Annotated in this window: 19 protein-coding genes; 6 read left to right on the forward strand and 13 right to left on the reverse strand. The window is 58.0% G+C overall.

All coding sequences use genetic code 11. From position 1 onward, the window contains the following. The first annotated feature begins 227 nt into the window (after window positions 1-227). Window positions 228-629: a GFA family protein gene (locus AUC61_RS03765; protein WP_243244517.1), complete on the forward strand. Its 402-nt coding sequence runs from the start codon at window positions 228-230 to the stop codon at window positions 627-629. A gap of 224 nt (window positions 630-853) precedes the next feature. Here the strand turns inward: AUC61_RS03765 and AUC61_RS03770 are convergent, their stop codons facing one another. The 6 genes from AUC61_RS03770 to exbB all read right to left on the reverse strand — a co-directional run bounded on the left by AUC61_RS03770 (window position 854) and on the right by exbB (window position 7,590). Then, window positions 854-2,251, reverse strand: coding sequence for an aminoacyl-tRNA deacylase and HDOD domain-containing protein (locus AUC61_RS03770; RefSeq protein WP_243244518.1), 1,398 nt, complete (start codon window positions 2,249-2,251; stop codon window positions 854-856). Window positions 2,252-2,338: 87 nt separating this feature from the next. Further along, the gene (gene recG / locus AUC61_RS03775; protein ID WP_122667342.1) at window positions 2,339-4,414 is read right to left on the reverse strand and encodes an ATP-dependent DNA helicase RecG; all 2,076 of its coding nucleotides are present in this window, start codon (window positions 4,412-4,414) and stop codon (window positions 2,339-2,341) included. A gap of 8 nt (window positions 4,415-4,422) precedes the next feature. Then, a complete protein-coding gene (locus AUC61_RS03780; RefSeq protein ID WP_122667341.1) occupies window positions 4,423-5,346 on the reverse strand; it encodes a hydrogen peroxide-inducible genes activator in 924 nt (307 codons plus the stop codon). A 91-nt stretch (window positions 5,347-5,437) separates the two neighbouring features. Beyond that, on the reverse strand, window positions 5,438-6,181 hold the full coding sequence (locus tag AUC61_RS03785) for an energy transducer TonB (RefSeq protein ID WP_243244519.1): 744 nt from the start codon (window positions 6,179-6,181) through the stop codon (window positions 5,438-5,440). Continuing rightward, complete coding sequence (gene exbD, locus AUC61_RS03790; RefSeq protein ID WP_087271656.1) at window positions 6,178-6,603, reverse strand: TonB system transport protein ExbD; 426 nt, start codon at window positions 6,601-6,603, stop codon at window positions 6,178-6,180. The genes AUC61_RS03785 and exbD overlap by 4 nt, the downstream gene beginning before the upstream one ends. Window positions 6,604-6,606: 3 nt before the next feature. Next, window positions 6,607-7,590: a tonB-system energizer ExbB gene (gene exbB / locus AUC61_RS03795; RefSeq protein WP_243244520.1), complete on the reverse strand. Its 984-nt coding sequence runs from the start codon at window positions 7,588-7,590 to the stop codon at window positions 6,607-6,609. Window positions 7,591-7,804: 214 nt separating this feature from the next. Here exbB and AUC61_RS03800 point away from each other — a divergent pair, with 214 nt between their 5' ends. Next, window positions 7,805-8,659, forward strand: coding sequence for an SDR family oxidoreductase (locus AUC61_RS03800; protein ID WP_243244521.1), 855 nt, complete (start codon window positions 7,805-7,807; stop codon window positions 8,657-8,659). Between the two features lie 261 nt (window positions 8,660-8,920). On the opposite strand, the gene AUC61_RS03805 is transcribed toward AUC61_RS03800, so the two are convergent. The 6 genes from AUC61_RS03805 to AUC61_RS03830 all read right to left on the reverse strand — a co-directional run bounded on the left by AUC61_RS03805 (window position 8,921) and on the right by AUC61_RS03830 (window position 14,199). Further along, window positions 8,921-9,655, reverse strand: a complete 735-nt coding sequence (locus tag AUC61_RS03805; protein WP_243244523.1) for a hypothetical protein — start codon at window positions 9,653-9,655, stop codon at window positions 8,921-8,923. A 52-nt stretch (window positions 9,656-9,707) separates the two neighbouring features. Next, window positions 9,708-10,088: a RidA family protein gene (locus tag AUC61_RS03810; RefSeq protein ID WP_122667335.1), complete on the reverse strand. Its 381-nt coding sequence runs from the start codon at window positions 10,086-10,088 to the stop codon at window positions 9,708-9,710. Window positions 10,089-10,112: 24 nt separating this feature from the next. Next, window positions 10,113-12,218, reverse strand: a complete 2,106-nt coding sequence (gene spoT / locus AUC61_RS03815; protein WP_087271641.1) for a bifunctional GTP diphosphokinase/guanosine-3',5'-bis pyrophosphate 3'-pyrophosphohydrolase — start codon at window positions 12,216-12,218, stop codon at window positions 10,113-10,115. Between the two features lie 60 nt (window positions 12,219-12,278). Continuing rightward, window positions 12,279-12,542 (reverse strand): DNA-directed RNA polymerase subunit omega, encoded by a 264-nt coding sequence (gene rpoZ, locus AUC61_RS03820; RefSeq protein WP_002551500.1) that lies wholly within the window; start codon window positions 12,540-12,542, stop codon window positions 12,279-12,281. A 147-nt stretch (window positions 12,543-12,689) separates the two neighbouring features. Continuing rightward, window positions 12,690-13,322, reverse strand: a complete 633-nt coding sequence (gmk, locus tag AUC61_RS03825; RefSeq protein ID WP_243244525.1) for a guanylate kinase — start codon at window positions 13,320-13,322, stop codon at window positions 12,690-12,692. Window positions 13,323-13,335: 13 nt separating this feature from the next. Next, window positions 13,336-14,199 carry a YicC/YloC family endoribonuclease gene (locus AUC61_RS03830; RefSeq protein ID WP_243244527.1) on the reverse strand — a complete coding sequence of 288 codons (864 nt, stop codon included), beginning with the start codon at window positions 14,197-14,199 and terminating at the stop codon, window positions 13,336-13,338. A gap of 289 nt (window positions 14,200-14,488) precedes the next feature. On the opposite strand from AUC61_RS03830, the gene rph reads away from it, so the two are divergent. After that, window positions 14,489-15,211 carry a ribonuclease PH gene (gene rph / locus AUC61_RS03835; RefSeq protein ID WP_027900043.1) on the forward strand — a complete coding sequence of 241 codons (723 nt, stop codon included), beginning with the start codon at window positions 14,489-14,491 and terminating at the stop codon, window positions 15,209-15,211. Between the two features lie 25 nt (window positions 15,212-15,236). After that, the gene (locus AUC61_RS03840) at window positions 15,237-15,605 is read left to right on the forward strand and encodes a DUF4870 domain-containing protein (RefSeq protein ID WP_243244529.1); all 369 of its coding nucleotides are present in this window, start codon (window positions 15,237-15,239) and stop codon (window positions 15,603-15,605) included. Window positions 15,606-15,689: 84 nt separating this feature from the next. On the opposite strand, the gene AUC61_RS03845 is transcribed toward AUC61_RS03840, so the two are convergent. Continuing rightward, on the reverse strand, window positions 15,690-16,469 hold the full coding sequence (locus AUC61_RS03845) for an exodeoxyribonuclease III (protein ID WP_087271629.1): 780 nt from the start codon (window positions 16,467-16,469) through the stop codon (window positions 15,690-15,692). Between the two features lie 82 nt (window positions 16,470-16,551). On the opposite strand from AUC61_RS03845, the gene pyrE reads away from it, so the two are divergent. Both pyrE and AUC61_RS03855 read left to right on the forward strand, forming a co-directional pair. Further along, window positions 16,552-17,193, forward strand: coding sequence for an orotate phosphoribosyltransferase (gene pyrE, locus AUC61_RS03850; RefSeq protein ID WP_122667332.1), 642 nt, complete (start codon window positions 16,552-16,554; stop codon window positions 17,191-17,193). Between the two features lie 49 nt (window positions 17,194-17,242). Further along, the gene (locus AUC61_RS03855; protein ID WP_243244531.1) at window positions 17,243-17,845 is read left to right on the forward strand and encodes a DUF4124 domain-containing protein; all 603 of its coding nucleotides are present in this window, start codon (window positions 17,243-17,245) and stop codon (window positions 17,843-17,845) included. Window positions 17,846-17,850 lie beyond the last annotated feature (5 nt).

Below are 17,850 nucleotides of genomic sequence, written 5' to 3' on the forward strand. Positions count from 1 at the left end.
CACTAGAGCACATCAGGGTCACCATTTGTTGTTGTTAACTGGGCCTTTGTACGTCTTGAAACGCACATGTGGCTGACCGGTCTGTTGCCGGCGGTGGGTGGATGCTAATCGGCCAAGCTTTCATTCAGCTTTCGCTGCTGAAACCTTTGAGCGTTAGTTTTTAATGACGAATGCGAGCCTGAACGGTCAGAAGCTCATCAGCACGTCTAGAACAAGGGAAAAGGGATATGGGTCAGATCACTACCGGCGGATGCCATTGCGGCAATCTGCGTTATCAGTTTGATGCACCGCTGCAGGACATCGCTCATTGCCATTGCTCAATCTGCCGACGCACCTCCGGCGGGATTGTCATGACCTGGATTTCAGTGCCTGTAACGTCATTCGAATGGACCGAAGGCAGCCCGACGACCTACGACTCCGGCCCGACCTGTGTGCGTTATTTCTGCAATAACTGCGGTGCCCAGCTGGCATTATTCTCGCGCAACAGCCCGCAGGACATAGACGTCACCGTAGCCACTTTTGACCAACCGGAGCTTGCCCCTGCGGATCGTCATATCTGGACGGACAACCGCTTGCCGTGGCTGCACCTGGATGAGCAGTTGCCAGGGGAGGCAGAGGAGACGGTGTAGACCCATAACAAGCGCCAGTCGGTTTTTTGACAGGAGATCGCCCTGTGCCTCTGACACCGCGCTGTCTAGCGGCATACAGAGATCCATGTGGGAGCGGTGCTTGCCCGCGATAAAGGCGACGCGGCCTGAAAGATACACCGCGGTGTTCTTATCGCGGGCAAGCACCGCTCCCACAATGGTGTGGCGTTTCAGCCGTGCTCATGTGGGTTTGTTACAAGAGCTGATCAGGACGAGAACTGCGAAGCCAGTTCCCTTAGCAGTACTTCTGCCTCAAGCACCTTGCGCACCGACTCCTCTGCTTTTTCACGGGTCAGGCTCAAGCGGGCGAAGAGCTCGTCAGGAATGTCTTCCTTGGGTCCCGAACCAATGCCGTTCTGGCGCAACAGACGTACCGAGAGGTAAACCAGATTGGCGTATGCGCTGTGCTCACCGTCGTAGGTTGGGTCGTGCTGGAAGCGCAAGGCTGTGCACAACTCATCAGGCATGTCCCAGTAGCGCATCAACCATGAACCCATCTGCTCACGACTGATGCCCAGCAAATGTTGCTCGACGTAGCTGTGGTGCAAGTGCGGGTTCACTTCCAACTGGCGGCAGATCAACGAGAAATGCGGCGGGAACACATGGGCCAGCAACAGATAGCCGAAGTTGTGCAGCAACCCGGCCAGATACGTCAGGCCCGCCTCAGGACGCTGTGCCCGAGGCATTGCGCGAGTCAGCCCCTCAATAACAGCAGCGGTATAAATCGACTGCTGCCAGTAAGGCGTGGTCTGTTGCGGGTGATCCTTGGGCAGGCTGAGGGTTTTGCCCAGCGCCAGGCCCAACGCCAGATTGATCACCAGATCGAACCCGAGCACGCGCACGATGGCATCTTCAACCGAACGGATCTTGCCGGTGGACGCGTAGTAAGGCGATGCCGCCCAGCTCACAACCTGTGCCGCCAGTGCCGGATCAGTCTCGACCACGCCAGTGATGTCATCGATGGTTGCGTCAGGATCGACACGCAGCTTGATGATCTTCTGCGCGGTTTCAGCCAGCGGCGGGATTTCCAGAGTCGCTTCAAGACGCTGCTGGATGCGGCGCGCCGTGAAGGCGTGCATGGCCTGGGTAATCTCTTCGCGATCATCATCGGGACGATCGAGGTTTGGATGAATCGTGCTCAGCAACTCGCCAAAATGAGCGGCGCTGGCTTTGCTCAACATGGACTTGAAGTCTTCGCTGCTAATCTCCAGCAAAATCCCGGGCTCGCCCGAGCCGATCAACACTGACGGCTCCTGCAACAGACGATCGTCATACAGGCAAGGCGAACTGGTCAGCGCAGGCAGGCCTGGCAACACGTGCAGGCTGTGCTTGGCCAACATCTTCAGCATGCGCGCATGAGACACGGCGACCAGTTTGCGACCGGTTAGCTCGGTGATGCGGCTGAGGTCCAGTAACTGGCTCTGCGGAAACAGGATCAGAAGTGCCCCGACAGCGTCCTCGACCAGTACCGCCTGGACGATACGGGCGGCGGGCAGGTCTGGGGACTCATCCACCTCGCGGTAACTAATCGCTAATTTGCCAAGCAACTGCCGAATGACGGAGGGGGCATGAGGCGCTTCATCGACGTGGGCAACTTCTGTCATGGCGGGTATCCAAATTCTTACAGTCGCTGAAGTATAACCAGCTTGGCTGTTTCGGGTGTGATGCGATCATCAAAGCGACGACCTGCATCACACCTGACCGTATTGCTGCCCATGACGCAGCCAACGCTCCAGCAGTGGGCTGACATGCTGCGGCCACCGTTCAAGCAGGGCCTGAGCGGCATCACGCACCGCTGGAAGCAGGTCGGCGTCGCGCATCAGGTCTGCGACCTTGAATTGCAGCAGCCCGGTTTGCCGGGTACCCAGCATTTCGCCGGGACCACGCAACTCAAGATCCTTCTCGGCAATCACGAAGCCATCGTTGGTTTCACGCATGATTCCCAAACGCTGGCGACCTATTTGCGACAGCGGCGGATGGTAGAGCAGCACGCAATGGCTGACGGCACTGCCACGGCCTACGCGACCACGGAGCTGGTGCAACTGCGCCAGCCCGAGGCGCTCGGGGTTTTCGATAATCATCAGGCTGGCGTTGGGAACGTCGACGCCCACTTCAATTACCGTCGTCGCCACCAGCAATTGCAGCGCGCCCTGCTTGAACTCGGCCATGACCGCTGCCTTCTCGGCAGGCTTCATGCGGCCGTGAATCAGGCCTACCCGGAACTCACCCAGCGCGCTGGTCAATTCTTCAAAAGACGTTTCCGCCGCCTGACACGTGAGCTCTTCAGACTCCTCGATCAAGGTGCAGACCCAATACGTCTGGCGACCTTCCGCGCAGGCAGCCCGCACGCGCTCAATCACTTCAATGCGCCGGGTATCCACCACCAATACGGTATTGACCGGAGTACGTCCGGGCGGCAGTTCGTCGAGAATCGACGTATCCAGATCTGCATACGCGCTCATCGCCAACGTGCGCGGAATCGGTGTAGCCGTCATGATCAACTGGTGCGGGCACATCAGACCGCCGACCCCCTTCTTGCGTAGAGCCAGACGCTGCTGCACGCCAAAACGGTGCTGCTCGTCGATGATCACCAGTGCGAGATTCTTGAACTGCACCTCGTCCTGAAACAACGCGTGAGTGCCTACTACCATTGGCGTCCCACCCGCGATCTGCTCAAGAGAAGCGGCTCGGGCCTTGCCTTTGAGCTTGCCAGCCAGCCAGGCGGTTTCGATGCCCAGCGGTTCCAGCCAGCGCTTGAAATTAATGTAGTGCTGTTCGGCAAGAATCTCGGTCGGCGCCATCAACGCCACCTGGTAACCCGCCTCCAGTGCCTGCAGGGCGGCGAGGGCGGCCACAACGGTTTTACCGGCCCCGACATCGCCCTGAATCAAACGCAACATCGGCTCAGGCTGACTCAAATCGTAGGCAACTTCCTTACCTACACGCTGCTGCGCACCAGTAGGTGCAAAACCGAGGTTGGCAAGAAACTGCTTTGGCAGTTTTTTGGCCACTGGCAATGCCGGAGCCCTTTGCGAGCGCAGGCTTTCGCGCAAACGCTGCTGGGACAATTGATGGGTCAAGAGTTCTTCAAACGCCAACCGGTGCTGAGCCCAGTGGTGTCCCAACGCGAGTTCTTCAACATCAGCATCAGCCGGTGGGTGATGCAGGTAGCGGATCGCGTCATCCAGCGGTGCAAGCTGATAGTCCCGCGCAAGTTCTTCAGGCAACCAGTCAGGCAGGCTTTTTGGCCCCAGCATCGTCAGGGTTTGCTGACTGAGCTGGCGCAAGCGTTGCTGGGTCAGACCTTCGGTCGTGGGGTAGATCGGCGTGAGCGTTTGCTCAACAGGCGCGGGCTCGCTGCCGGTCAGCGCACGGTATTCCGGATGGTAAATTTCCAGACCTGACGCACCCGGCCGGGCCTCACCAAAACAACGGATATGAGTCCCGCGCTTGAGCGCGTCCTTCTGCGCGTTACTGAAGTGATAAAAACGCAGGCTCAGGCTTCCGGTACCGTCGTTCAGACGTACCAAGAGGCTGCGACGCTTGCCCATGACCACATCAGCGCCACTGACCGTGCCTTCGATCACTGCATCTTGCCCAGGCCGCAACTGACCTATAGGCACTACACGGGTTCGGTCCTGATAACGCAACGGCAAGTGAAACAACACGTCCTGCAGATTTTCCAGCCCGACCTTGGCAAGCTTCTCGGCCATGGCCTCGCCAACGCCCTTGAGCGCGGTGACCGAGACTTGAGACAACTCGCTCATCAGACCACTCAGCTCGCTTCGGTTTTCGGACGTGCCACAGAGCACAACCGAACAGAGTCGGCGAGGATTTCAATCGCCTTCGGCCGCGGGAAGCTGGCGCGCCAGGCAATCGCTACCGTACGGAACGGCACCGGCGGGGTCAGCGGACGAACCTCAATAACGCCAGGCGCGTAATGATGGCTGTCGACTGCCGACATCGGCAGGATAGAGATCCCCAGACCGGAAGCCACCATGTGGCGAATGGTCTCCAGAGAGCTGGACTCTACTGTCGTGTGCTTGGCACCCTCGCTGCCCTTGGTCAGGGTCGGGCACGCTTCCAGCACCTGATCGCGGAAGCAGTGGCCTTCACCGAGCAGCAACAGGCTCTTGTCATTGAGTGCCGAGGCATCAATGGTTTCTTTCTGGGTCCACGGATGATCGGCAGGCATCAGGACGTAGAACGGCTCGTCGTACAGCTGCATGGTCAGCACGTCAGCTTCGTTGAACGGCAACGCAATGATAATTGCGTCCAGCTCGCCATTACGCAGCTTGTCGCGCAGTACATGAGTGAAGTTTTCTTCAATGTACAACGGCATCTGCGGGGCAACCCGGTGCAGTTGCGGGATCAGATGCGGGAACAGGTAAGGGCCGACGGTGTAGATCGCACCGACCTTGAGCGGCGCGGTCAGCTGGTTCTTACCCGCCTGGGCCAGCTCGCGGATACCCTGAGCTTGCTCCAGGACCTTTTGCGCTTGAGCGACGATGCCTTCACCCACGGGCGTCAAACGCACAGCACTCTTGCTGCGCTCGAAAATGAGCACACCAAGTTCATCTTCCAGCTTTTTCACGCCCACCGATAAAGTCGGCTGGCTGACATGGCAGCGCTCAGCGGCATGGCCGAAGTGCTGTTCCTGAGCGAGGGTAACGATGTAGCGCAATTCTGTGAGAGTCATAACGTGCGTCCATGAAGTTGCGGCCCCAGCATAGCGGCTGCAATCGATAGACGCACGTTATCAAGTGCCTGCGTTGTATCAAAATTGCGACTTAACGCCTGTCCAGCGAGTAAACGAACGGTGCCAGGATCTCGATAGTGCCGTTGTTCAACGTTTCCGCTGGCGGTTTCGGCAACGGCTGGGCACGACGGATCATCTCCATAGTGGCCCTGTCCAGCGCCGGACTGCCCGAACTGCTGGCGATTGAGTACGAAAGGACATTACCTTCGGCATCAACCACAAAGCGCAGACGACTTACCCCTTGCATGCCCCGACGACGAGCGTCTTCAGGGTATTTCTTGAACTTCGCCAGATGCTTCAGCAGATCGCTCTGCCAGCTAGGCAGCGCAGTACTCGGCGGGGCAGGCTGACTTGGCGGCGTCGGCGCAGCCGACTTCTCGACCTTGGCCGTCGTTGGCGGCGTATCGACCTGTTTTTCGTCAGCTGGCAAATCCTGCGGCGGCTCAGGCTTTTTCACGGGCTTTGGCGGCTGCGGCTTGGGCTTTGGCTTGACCACGGGCTTAGGCACGGCGATTTCAGCCTTCTCGACTTCCGCAACCTTGGGAATGATTTCTTCCTCGGGGGCTGGAGGCTGAGGCGGCTGAACCACTTGCGGCGGAGGCGGCGGGGCCGGTTCTGGCTCAGGTGCCAGCTCAACCATCATGGCTGCCGGTGGCAGCTCGATGGCTTGGGATGCAGGCCAGCGAAGCGCGACCACAATCGCGATGGCATGCACGGCCAGCACCAACAACAGACTACCGCTATAGCGCGTCAGTTTTTGGCGCGAACTGATCATTTCTTACCAACCGTCTCGAGACCGACCAGACCGACTTTGAGGTAGCCCGCAGAGCGCAGAGCGTTCATGACTTCCATCAGATCACCGTAATCCACACCTTTATCGGCCTGGAAGAAGATCGTGGTGTCCTTCTTGCCCTTGGTCCGGGCATCGAGAACCTGACCCAGTTGCTCACGAGCAACCTTGTCGTCGCCCAGGTACACGCTCTGGTCAGCCTTGACGCTGAGGAATACAGGTTTCTCAGGCCGGGGTTGCGGCTTGGCGGTCGAGGCAGGCAGGTCGACTTTAATGTCTACCGTCGCCAGAGGCGCTGCCACCATGAAGATGATCAACAGTACCAACATGACGTCGATGAACGGCGTGACGTTGATTTCGTGGTTTTCGGCGAGATCGTCGTCGCCTTCCTTTAGATGCATGCCCAAGGTTTAGCCCACCTTGACCATGTGTGGCGACTGAGAGCGGTCGGCAGTCGGCTGGTGATCAAGATCACGGCTGACCAACAGCAGAACCTGTGCAGAAGCGTCGGAAACCTGTGCCTTGTAACCAGCGATGGAGCGGGCGAAGACGTTGTAGATCACGACCGCCGGGATCGCAGCAACCAGACCCAGTGCCGTCGCCAGGAGAGCCTCGGCGATACCGGGCGCAACTACAGCCAGGTTGGTGGTCTGGGTTTTGGCGATGCCGATGAAGCTGTTCATGATGCCCCATACCGTACCGAACAGACCCACGAACGGAGCCGTCGAACCGATAGTCGCGAGGACGCCGGTGCCCATGCTCATGTTGCGACCACAAGCGGCAACCAAACGCTCCAGACGGAAGCTCACACGCTCCTTGATACCTTCACGTTCGCGGCTGTTTACCGACAAACGCATCTCTTCCATCGCGTCATGTACCAGCAGGTTAGCCAGCGTGCCTTCTTTGGCAGCGCTTTCACTGGCTTCGGACAGGGTACGAGCCTTTTTCAGGTTGGCGATTTCAGTACGCAGGCGACGCTTGGCGCCCAGCAGTTCGAAACCCTTGGCGATCCAGATAGTCCAGGTAATGATCGATGCAATCGCGAGGCCGATCATTACGGCCTTAACGATGATGTCGGCATTCTGGTACATGCCCCAAGGCGACAGGTCATGCGACATGCCGAGGCTGTTATCCTCTGGCTCGACGATCGCCGGGCCTTCAACCGGTGCCGCGCCGTCCTGAGCAACCGGTGCAGTGGTTTCCGCCGACGGCGCAGTGGTCGTAGCCGGAGCGGTGACTGGAGCCGGTGAGGTTGCCGGACTGGCTGGAGCAGCCTGGCCAGCGAATGCAGCAGGAGCAAGCATCAGGCTCAGCAGCAGTGCTGCGACACCACGCCATGCACGCGACAGGCTGGGTAGCTGGGTTGGCGAAGCGGAGGAGGTAGTACGTGTCATGCTGGCCGGACCTGAGTAAAGAAAATGTGGGTCGCTCTGCTACGTCGCGCGTTGCGTTCGACGTCTGGAGGAGAACAAACGGGCCGGTATTATTGCAAGTAATTCTTGTTAACAAAAGTAATAGAGTAACTTTTTTCGTCCAAATGCGGCCCTCCGATCAGGTTCCAGGCCCGATCCGGCGTTCGCGCCCCGCCTTTTTATGTGGAGATTCAACATGCAAGCCCCCTCTGTTCTGATTGCTGGATGCGGCGATGTGGGAAGCCGGTTAGCCGTCCAGTTGCTCGCCTTGGGATGGCTCGCCTACGGCTTGCGGCGCAACATTTCCCGCCTGCCAGAAGGCGTGAAAGGCGTGGCTGGCGATCTTTTCCAGCCAACAATTCCAGACGACTGGCCTGACACCGCAATCGACTATCTGGTGTATTGCGCAACACCCACGGAGCGCGACGAAACTGGCTATCGCGCTGCCTATGTCGAAGGCTTGCAGCGAGTGCTCCACTGGAGCAAAGAGCGGGGGCAACAGCCCAAGCGCATCATTTTCGTGTCGAGCAGCAGCGTTTATGGCCAGCAAAACGGCGAATGGGTAGATGAAACATCAGCAACCGACGCGAGTACTTTCTCGGGCAAGATCATGCTGGAAGCCGAGCAAACCGCCCTCAATAGCGGCATACCCGCCAGCATCGTGCGCCTGACTGGGATCTATGGCCCAGGCCGAAGCGATCTATCCAACAGGGTGCGCCAGGGTTACAGCGTGGCGATCGATCCGCCGCTGTATGGCAACCGTATTCATTCCGACGATGCCGCCGGGTTGCTGGCTTATCTTCTGAACGCAGACGCGCAGGGCGCGGAGCTTGAGGATTGCTACATCGGTGTGGATGACGCACCTGCACCACTGGCGGAAGTCGTGCAGTGGATGCGCGAATATCTGGGCGTGACGCAGTGGGCGGAGAACTCCAGCCTGCGCCGCTCCGGCAGCAAACGATGCAGTAATGCCAGAGCCCGGGCGCTAGGCTGGGCACCGAGGTATCCGACTTATAAGGAAGGGTATGAGGCGTTGCTGGGGTCTGATTGAGTAAAGCCCCATGAAGGCTACCACGCTGTCGCCCAGCAAACTCGGTCTCCTGTGGGAGCGGTGCTTGCCCGCGATAACAACAACGTGATTTATCCTTCAGATCGCGTCGCCTTTATCGCGGGCAAGCACCGCTCCCACAGAGACCGCGCTAATACGTAGTACCTGTGGGACCAACGCTTGCGGAATAACATAGAGTCTCCCACATAGAAATCGCATCTATTCGGTGATTTGCAATTTGCCTGATAGAAGCCGTGCAGCCGATCAATTCAACTCAAGCAACCAGCGACGCGGGCCAGGGCGAAGCTCTGGCATCTGGTCAGCTTCCGCCGCGTTGACGGCCTGGAAAATCTCCAGCTGCTTGCCTTTGCGAGAGAAAATCCACGGGTTGCCCTGCTCGTTCTTCTCCAGCCACATGCTGTCGTACTCACCGCTCATGGCAGCGCAATCGCCAGCCAGGCACAACGCGTAGCGGTCATTTTCCGGCAAGCCCTGAATACTGCCATCCGGCTTGAACTGCACGGTATTGCCCTGGCCGTCGCCGCTGACGATGGTCCATTTGCCACCCATGTAGGCGCCATACAGCGCAGCTTCGAAGCTTGAGCCGGTCGGCGCACCTTCGGCGGCAGGGGTTTTCGGCTGTTCGAAACGCTGCTCCGGCCCCGACTCACTGGCCGCCTGGATCAGCTCGTCGCCCTTGACCTGCAGGTCTTCGACGAAGTTGTAGTAGTCGATGCGCAGTTTGCCATTGGCAGCGCTGGTGATTTTACCTTCACCCACTTCAAAACCATTGGAATACAACGCCTGACTGGTTTTGGTATCGATCTGCCATTCCAGGTTAGGGCCATTGGCAAGCAGTGCCTGGCGCAGATTGTCGCCTTTCACGGCAGCTTCAATGGCCGCTTGATTGATCCAGGTACCGTCAGGGTTGCGATCAGCGTGGCTGGCACAGCCGCTCAAAAATACGGCCGTCAGCGAGAGGGCAAGCGCAAAGCGCATAGCAGGTCCTTCCTTAATCAGCTGCGGCGGGGCGTTAACCCCGCGAGGTTTTTTAGTCGATGACGAGAATAGCGTCCATTTCGACCTGTGAGCCGCGCGGCAAGGCAGCCACGCCAATGGCTGCGCGAGCCGGGTACGGCTGCTCGAAATACTTGCCCATGATCTCGTTGACCTTGGCGAAGTTGCCCAGATCGGTCAGGAAGATGTTCAGCTTGACGATGTCCTTGAACGAACCGCCCGCAGCTTCGGCAACCGACTTCAGATTCTCAAAGACTTGGACGACCTGGGCTTCGATGCCTTCAACCAGCTCCATGGTTTTAGGATCGAGTGGAATTTGCCCGGACATGTAGACGGTATTGCCAGCTTTGATCGCCTGAGAGTAAGGGCCGATGGCCGCAGGGGCTTTGTCGCTGGTGATTACGGTCTTGGTCATGAAGAACTCCTGTTGAGTGATTAGCTACGCACGCATGCGGGTGATTCGAATGACCCCGGCCAAGGCGCGCAGTTTTCGGATGACTCGGGCCAGATGCACACGGTCATGCACGCTGACCACCAGTTGGACAACGCTGATACGACCATCGCGCTCGTCCATACTGATCTTTTCGATATTGCCGTCGGCCGCGTTGACGCTGCTGGCCAGCAGGGCGATCAGGCCGCGTTGATGCTCAAGCTCAACACGCAGCTCGACGTTGAATTCGCCGGTAACGTCCTTGGCCCAGGAAAGCTGGATGCATTTTTCCGGGTTATGGCGGATTTCGCTGATGTTGCGGCAGTTGTCCAGATGCACAACCATGCCTTTGCCAGCCGACAGGTGCCCAACGATAGGATCGCCCGGGATCGGCGTACAGCATTTGGCATAACTGAGCACCAGACCTTCAGTACCGCGAATCGCCAGCGGGCCTTCTGTGCTTGGCAACTGCTCGCCTTCGCCCAGCAGTCGACGAGCGACGACATACGCCATGCGGTTGCCCAGGCCGATATCTTCGAGGAGGTCTTCGATGACCTCGACCCGGTATTCGGCAAGTACCAGCTGCACGCGCTCGGCGGAGATTTTTTCCAGACTGCTTTCGAAGCCGTTCAATACCTTGTTGAGCAGACGCTCGCCCAGGCTGATCGACTCGGAACGACGCTGCAGTTTGAGCGCGTGACGAATATGGGTACGTGCCTTACCGGTGACGACGAAGTTCAGCCACGCCGGATTCGGACGTGCGCCCGGCGCACTGACGATTTCCACCGTCGAACCGCTCTGCAACGGTTCGGAGAGCGGCGCCAGACGACGATTGATTCGACAGGCAATGCAGCTGTTGCCCACATCAGTGTGCACGGCATAAGCAAAGTCGACCGCTGTGGAGCCTTTAGGCAGCTCCATGATTCGGCCTTTGGGCGTGAATACATAGACCTCGTCCGGGAACAGGTCGATTTTCACGCTCTCGATAAATTCCAGCGAGTTACCGGCACGCTGCTGCATTTCCAGCACGCCTTTGACCCATTGACGGGCGCGGGCATGAGTGCCCTTGGGCACTTCGTCATCCGAGGATTTGTACAGCCAGTGCGCGGCGATCCCGTTGTTGGCCATCTCTTCCATTTCCCGTGTACGGATCTGGATTTCAATGGGCACGCCATGCATGCCGAACAACGTGGTGTGCAACGACTGATAGCCGTTGGCTTTGGGGATCGCGATGTAATCCTTGAAGCGGCCGGGCAGGGGTTTGTACAGATTATGCACAGCGCCCAGCACTCGGTAGCAGGTGTCGACCTTGTCGACGATGATACGAAACGCGTAGACATCCATGATTTCATTGAAGGCGCGGCGCTTGCCGCGCATCTTCTTGTAGATGCCATACAGGTGTTTCTGCCGCCCGCTGACCTCGCCTTCGATTTCATCAACCGCCAGGCAATGGCTCAGGGACTCTTCAATCTTGTTGACCAGCTCTTTGCGATTGCCTCGGGCGCGCTTGACCGCCTGACCAATTCGCGAGGAGCGCATCGGGTACATGGCCTTGAAGCCAAGGTCTTCGAACTCAATACGGATACTGTGCATACCCAGCCGGTTGGCGATAGGTGCATAGATTTCCAGCGTTTCCTTGGCAATGCGTCGGCGTTTCTCCCCGGACAACACCTCAAGCGTGCGCATGTTGTGCAGGCGATCCGCGAGCTTAACCAGGATCACGCGGATGTCGCGAGCCATGGCCATGGCCATTTTCTGGAAGTTTTCTGCCTGGGCTTCGGCCTTGGTCTCGAAATTCATCTGGGTCAGTTTGCTGACCCCGTCGACCAATTCGGCCACCGTCTCGCCAAACTGTGCGCAGAGCGCTTCCTTGGCGATACCGGTGTCTTCAATGACGTCATGCAGCATGGCAGCCATCAGGCTTTGATGGTCCATGTGCATGTCGGCAAGGATATTCGCCACTGCAAGAGGATGCGTGACGTAAGCTTCGCCGCTGCGACGGCGTTGGCCGTCGTGGGCTTGCTCGGCGTAGAAATACGCGCGGCGGACCAGGTTTACCTGTTCCTTGCCGAGGTAGGTCGAAATGCGATCGGCGAGGGCGTCTATGCTCGGCAAGGCGCTACCCCCTGCCAATGGCTTTTACCCTGCGCCGTACTACGTCGACCCGGCATAGGCTTAGACGGCCTCGTTGGACTCGTCCTCGAATGCCGCGAACAGTGGTTCATCTTCAACGATTTCAGCTTCTGCGATTACAGCGTAATCCATCAGGCCAGCTGCGATTTCGCGCAGAGCCATAACGGTAGGCTTGTCATTTTCCCACGCCAGCTTTGGTTCTTTGCCGCCGGTTGCCAGTTGACGAGCACGCTTTGTAGAGAGCATGACCAGCTCAAAGCGGTTATCCACGTGTTCTAGGCAGTCTTCAACGGTTACGCGGGCCATGGGTATTCCTCGTAGCAAATGCGGATGCGCGATGCCCGGATGGGCGAGCGGACTCGGTAGTTTACAAGCTGCAACCCATAAGCTTCAAGCGCCAAGCCACGAGCGGTCTTATTTAGCTCGTAGCCCGGGTTGCCCAAAGGTCGATTTTCAGGCCAGCAATTGCTCAAGCAGACCGCTAAAGCGCTGCTGCTGATGAGCTTCGGTCAACAGGTTAGCCCTGAAAATGGCTTTGAGGTCTTCCAGCGCCTCAGCGAAGTCATCATTGATCACGACGTAATCGTAATCCTTGTAATGGCTCATTTCGCTGACAGCTTCACGCATCCGGCCCTCGATGATTTCGTCGCTGTCGGTGCCACGATTGGTCAGACGCTGACGCAATGCCTGCTGGGTAGGCGGCAGAATGAAGATCGAGCGGGCATCAGGCATGACCTTGCGAACCTGCTCTGCACCTTGCCAGTCAATCTCCAGAATCAGGTCATGACCTTCGTCCAGCGTCTGCTGCAAGTGGCTTTGGGAAGTGCCATACATGTTGCCGAAAACTTCCGCCTGCTCGAGAAAATCACCGTGCTCGATCATGCGCAGAAATTCGGCACGATCGACAAAGTGATAGTTCACACCGTCCACTTCGCCTGGGCGCATGGCGCGGGTTGTGTGCGAAACGGAGACGCGAATTTCCGGCTGCGAGCTCGACTGGGCGTCGACCAAAGCCTTGACCAGGCTGGTCTTGCCCGCGCCAGAAGGGGCAGAAACGATATACAGGGTGCCAGTGCTGTGTGTCATGTGGGGATTAGCCTTACTCAATATTCTGTACTTGTTCGCGCATTTGCTCGATCAACACTTTAAGGTTGACCGCAGCCTGGGTGCTACGCGGATCGAAAGCTTTGGAGCCCAAGGTGTTGGCTTCGCGGTTGAGTTCCTGCATCAGGAAGTCCAGACGGCGCCCAGCCTGACCACCTGCCTTGAGCACGCGACGCACTTCAGTGACATGCGTACTGAGGCGATCCAGTTCTTCGGCCACATCACTCTTCTGGGCCAGCAGCACCATTTCCTGCTCCAGACGCTGCGGATCAAGCTCGGCCTTCATGTCGGCGAAGCGATCCAGCACCTTCTGGCGCTGGGTTGCAAGCATCTGGGGAACCAGGGTTTTCAGGGTCGCCACTTCGCTGGTAATGGAATCCAGACGATCATTAAGCAGCTTGGCCAGATCCGCGCCTTCGCGACCGCGACCGTTTTTCAGTTCGGCCAAGGCTTCGGTAAACAGCGTCAGGGCTTCTTTGTTCAAGGCCTGCGGGTCGCTGGCATCCCCCACCAGCACGCCGGGCCATGCCAGTACTTCCAGTGGATTCAGAGCAGCAGGCTGCTTGATCAGGCTGGCGACGATTTCCGCTGCCGCGACCAGTTGCCCGGCGCGCTCGCGATCAACCTGCAACGGTTTGCCCGCCGTTTCTTCAGTAAAACGCAATGTGCATTCCACCTTACCGCGGGACAAGCCCTGGCGCAGCGCTTCACGAATTGCGCTTTCGAGATCACGAAAGGACTCCGGCAGCCGCAAGTGCGGCTCCAGATAGCGATGATTGACTGAGCGTAGTTCCCAGCTCAGTGTGCCCTGAGTGCTGGCCCGTTCGACCCGGGCAAAAGCCGTCATGCTGTGGACCATGGGAAATACCTCTGAAATCCGGTGAACAGAACGTGTCGTGATCAGCGATGACTGCATGTCACGAAAATACGAGAGTCTGTAGAGGCGCAGGATTGTAGCGCAGTGCAGCGAATGCTCCCAATCAACGAATATGACAAGCGATGCATGGCTTTTACTCAAGACTGAAAAAAGCCCGGATCAGAGCCTTGCCAGGCCTTCGGATTCGCATCCTCTGGTTTTAGATGTGCCCAGCGCCGACTTGCGCCTCTATAATGCTCGGCAGTTTTCCGTCTCAGTACAGGTATCCCAGATGAAACGTCCAAGTGGTCGCGCCGCCGATCAGCTCCGCTCGATCCGCATCACCCGCAACTACACCAAACACGCCGAGGGTTCTGTACTGGTCGAGTTTGGTGACACCAAAGTGATCTGCACGGTCAGCGTCGAGAACGGTGTGCCACGCTTCCTCAAAGGCCAGGGTCAAGGCTGGCTGACTGCCGAGTACGGCATGCTGCCGCGCGCCACCGGCGAACGTAACCAGCGCGAAGCCAGCCGTGGCAAACAGGGTGGCCGCACCCTGGAAATCCAGCGTTTGATCGGTCGCTCCCTGCGCGCAGCACTGGATATGTCCAAACTGGGCGACGTGACACTGTATGTCGATTGCGACGTGATCCAGGCTGATGGCGGCACCCGCACTGCCTCTATCACAGGCGCCATGGTTGCCCTGGTTGACGCTCTGAAAGTGATCAAGAAGCGTGGCGGCCTTAAAGGCGGCGATCCACTCAAGCAAATGATCGCAGCGGTGTCGGTTGGCATGTACCAGGGTGAGCCGGTTCTCGACCTCGACTACCTTGAAGACTCCGCAGCCGAGACCGACCTCAACGTGGTCATGACCAGCTCGGGCGGCTTCATTGAAGTTCAGGGCACTGCCGAAGGCGCACCGTTCCAGCCTGAAGAGCTAAATGCCATGCTGGCACTGGCTCAAAAAGGCATGACTGAACTGTTTGAGTTGCAGACCGCCGCACTGGCAGACTGATCCAGGCAGCAAGCAGGAGACGAAGATGAGTGACAGCCAACCGCCCGTTCCAGCGCCCGGCCCGGAAGTTCGCCAATGGGCGATGTTCTGTCACTTTGGCGCGTTTCTCGGGATGATGTTCCCGTTTGGCAACATCTTGGGCCCACTGATTCTGTGGCAGCTCAAGAAGGATTCCGATCCATTTATTGACTCACAGGGCAAGGAAGCGCTGAATTTTCAGATCACCGTTTCGTTAGCCATGATCGCGTGCGTCTTTCTGATGCTAGTGCTTGTTGGCTTTGCATTGATAGGCCTCGTGGCCGCTGGCGCACTGGTCCTGACGATCATTGCTGGCATCAAAGCCAACGAAGGCGTGGCGTATCGCTATCCGTTCACGTGGCGACTGGTTAAATAAGCACCGCTCCCACAGGGGATCGCACCTAGTTCGCGAACAACAAAAAAGCCGACACGATGTCGGCTTTTTTGTGGGCGATGGACTCTAGATCGTTAGCGTCCAGTCGTAGTCCACTACCAGCGGTGCGTGTTGCGAGAAGCGCGGTTGACGCGGCAGACGCGCACTGCGCACGAAGCGACGCAGGCCCGGCGTCAGCAACTGATAGTCAAAGCGCCAGCCGAGATTGAGCATCTCTGCCTGTTCGCTATCCGGCCACCAGCTGTACTGATCACCTTCACGGCTGACTTCACGCAGGGCATCAACGTAGCCCATGGTGCCGACAATCTCGTCCATCCAGGCACGCTCGGGCGCGAGGAAGCCAGGAGATTGCTGGCTGTCACGCCAGTTCTTGATATCGAGCTTCTGCTGCGCCACGTACAACGAGCCGCAATAGATGTACTCACGACGCTTGCGTCGTTGTTTATCCAAATATTTGCCGAAATCGTCCATGAGCTTGAATTTCTGATTCAAGTCTTCATCGCCGTTCATTCCCGAAGGAAGCAGCAATGTGGCAATACTGAGCTTGTCGAAATCTGCCTGCAGGTAACGCCCGTAGCGGTCGGCTGTTTCAAAGCCAAGACCGCTGATTACCGCCTTCGGTTGCAACCGCGAGTAAAGCGCCACGCCACCTTGGGCCGGAACTTCAGCTTCGCACGCATAAAGGAAATAGCCATCCAGCTGATAAGCTGGGTCGTCCAGTTCGAAGGCGGATGCGCGGGTGTCCTGAAGGCAGATGACGTCGGCATTCTGAGCTTGCAGCCAACTGAGCAAACCGCGCTCGACTGCCGCCTGAATGCCATTTACGTTCACACTGATGATCCGCATAAATGGCCCCAAAAATCACGTGCGTGTATGATACCCGAGCTCTACCTAATTAGCTAAATCCGTGGTATTCGGGGCTTTTTTCATGCAGGCGTATCAGCGCGATTTCATTCGTTTTGCCATCGATCGTGGGGTTTTGCGGTTCGGTGAGTTCACTCTCAAGTCCGGGCGGACCAGCCCGTACTTCTTCAATGCGGGCCTGTTCAACAGTGGTTCGGCCCTTGCGCAGCTAGGTCGTTTCTACGCCGCAGCGGTGGTCGAGAGCGGCATTTCCTTCGATGTTCTGTTCGGTCCAGCCTACAAGGGGATTCCTCTGGCGGCCGCGACAGCCGTGGCGTTGGCCGAACATCATGACCGCGACCTGCCTTGGTGCTTCAACCGCAAGGAAGCCAAGGCACACGGCGAGGGCGGCAGTCTGGTTGGCGCTCCATTGACCGGTAATGTGCTGATCATCGACGACGTGATCACTGCTGGGACCGCGATCCGTGAGGTCATGCAGATCATCAAAGGCCAGGAAGCGACAGCGGCGGGCGTGCTGATTGCACTCAACCGTCAGGAGCGGGGTAACGGCGAGCTTTCGGCGATTCAGGAAGTAGAGCGAGACTTCGGGATACCGGTGGTCAGCATCGTATCGTTGAACCAAGTCCTGGAATTCCTTGCCGACGATCCACAACTCAAGCAGCATCTGCCTGCAGTGGAAGCTTACAGGGCACAGTTCGGGATCTAGGGAGATTCATGCCCGCTGACATTCGGATTGAGATATCAAGGAGAGTTGAATGACCAGGCCGGGCTTTATCTGCTTGCTGTTGGCCCTTGTTATCAGTCCGTTTGCAGCGACGCATGCCGCAGAGACCCCGCAACCTCTGCTTTATCGCTACGTCGACAGTCGCGGCGTGACCGTGCTGGATCGTCAGGGTGTACCCCCTGAATACGTTGCCAAAGGCTATGAAGTGCTCAATGCCCAAGGCCGTGTGGTGCAAGTGGTACCCCCGCCTCCAACCGCCGATGAGATCCATCAGGCTCAGGCGAAAAAAGCACAGGCGAATGCAGATGCGCAATTGCTCAACCTTTACAGCAATGTCGAGGATGTTGATCGCGCCAAAGCCCGCAAGCTGTCCGAGCTGGATGCCTTGATTGCCTTGGCGCAAGGCAACCTTAAAGGCCTCAACACACAGCAGGCCACACTGCAGGGTCAGGCTGCGGATCTGGAGCGTGCCGGTAAAACCGTGCCCCAATCACTCATCGAGCAGATGAGTGACCTTAGGGATCAGCAACACAACCTCGACCTGAACATACAGCGCTATCAACAGGCTCGTGCTCAGGCCGACACGGCATTCACCCAGGACCGCGCGCGCATTCAGCGACTGACTGCGCAATAAGCGTC

Source organism: Pseudomonas maioricensis, assembly GCF_022790535.1.
GTDB classification, from domain to species: domain Bacteria; phylum Pseudomonadota; class Gammaproteobacteria; order Pseudomonadales; family Pseudomonadaceae; genus Aquipseudomonas; species Aquipseudomonas maioricensis.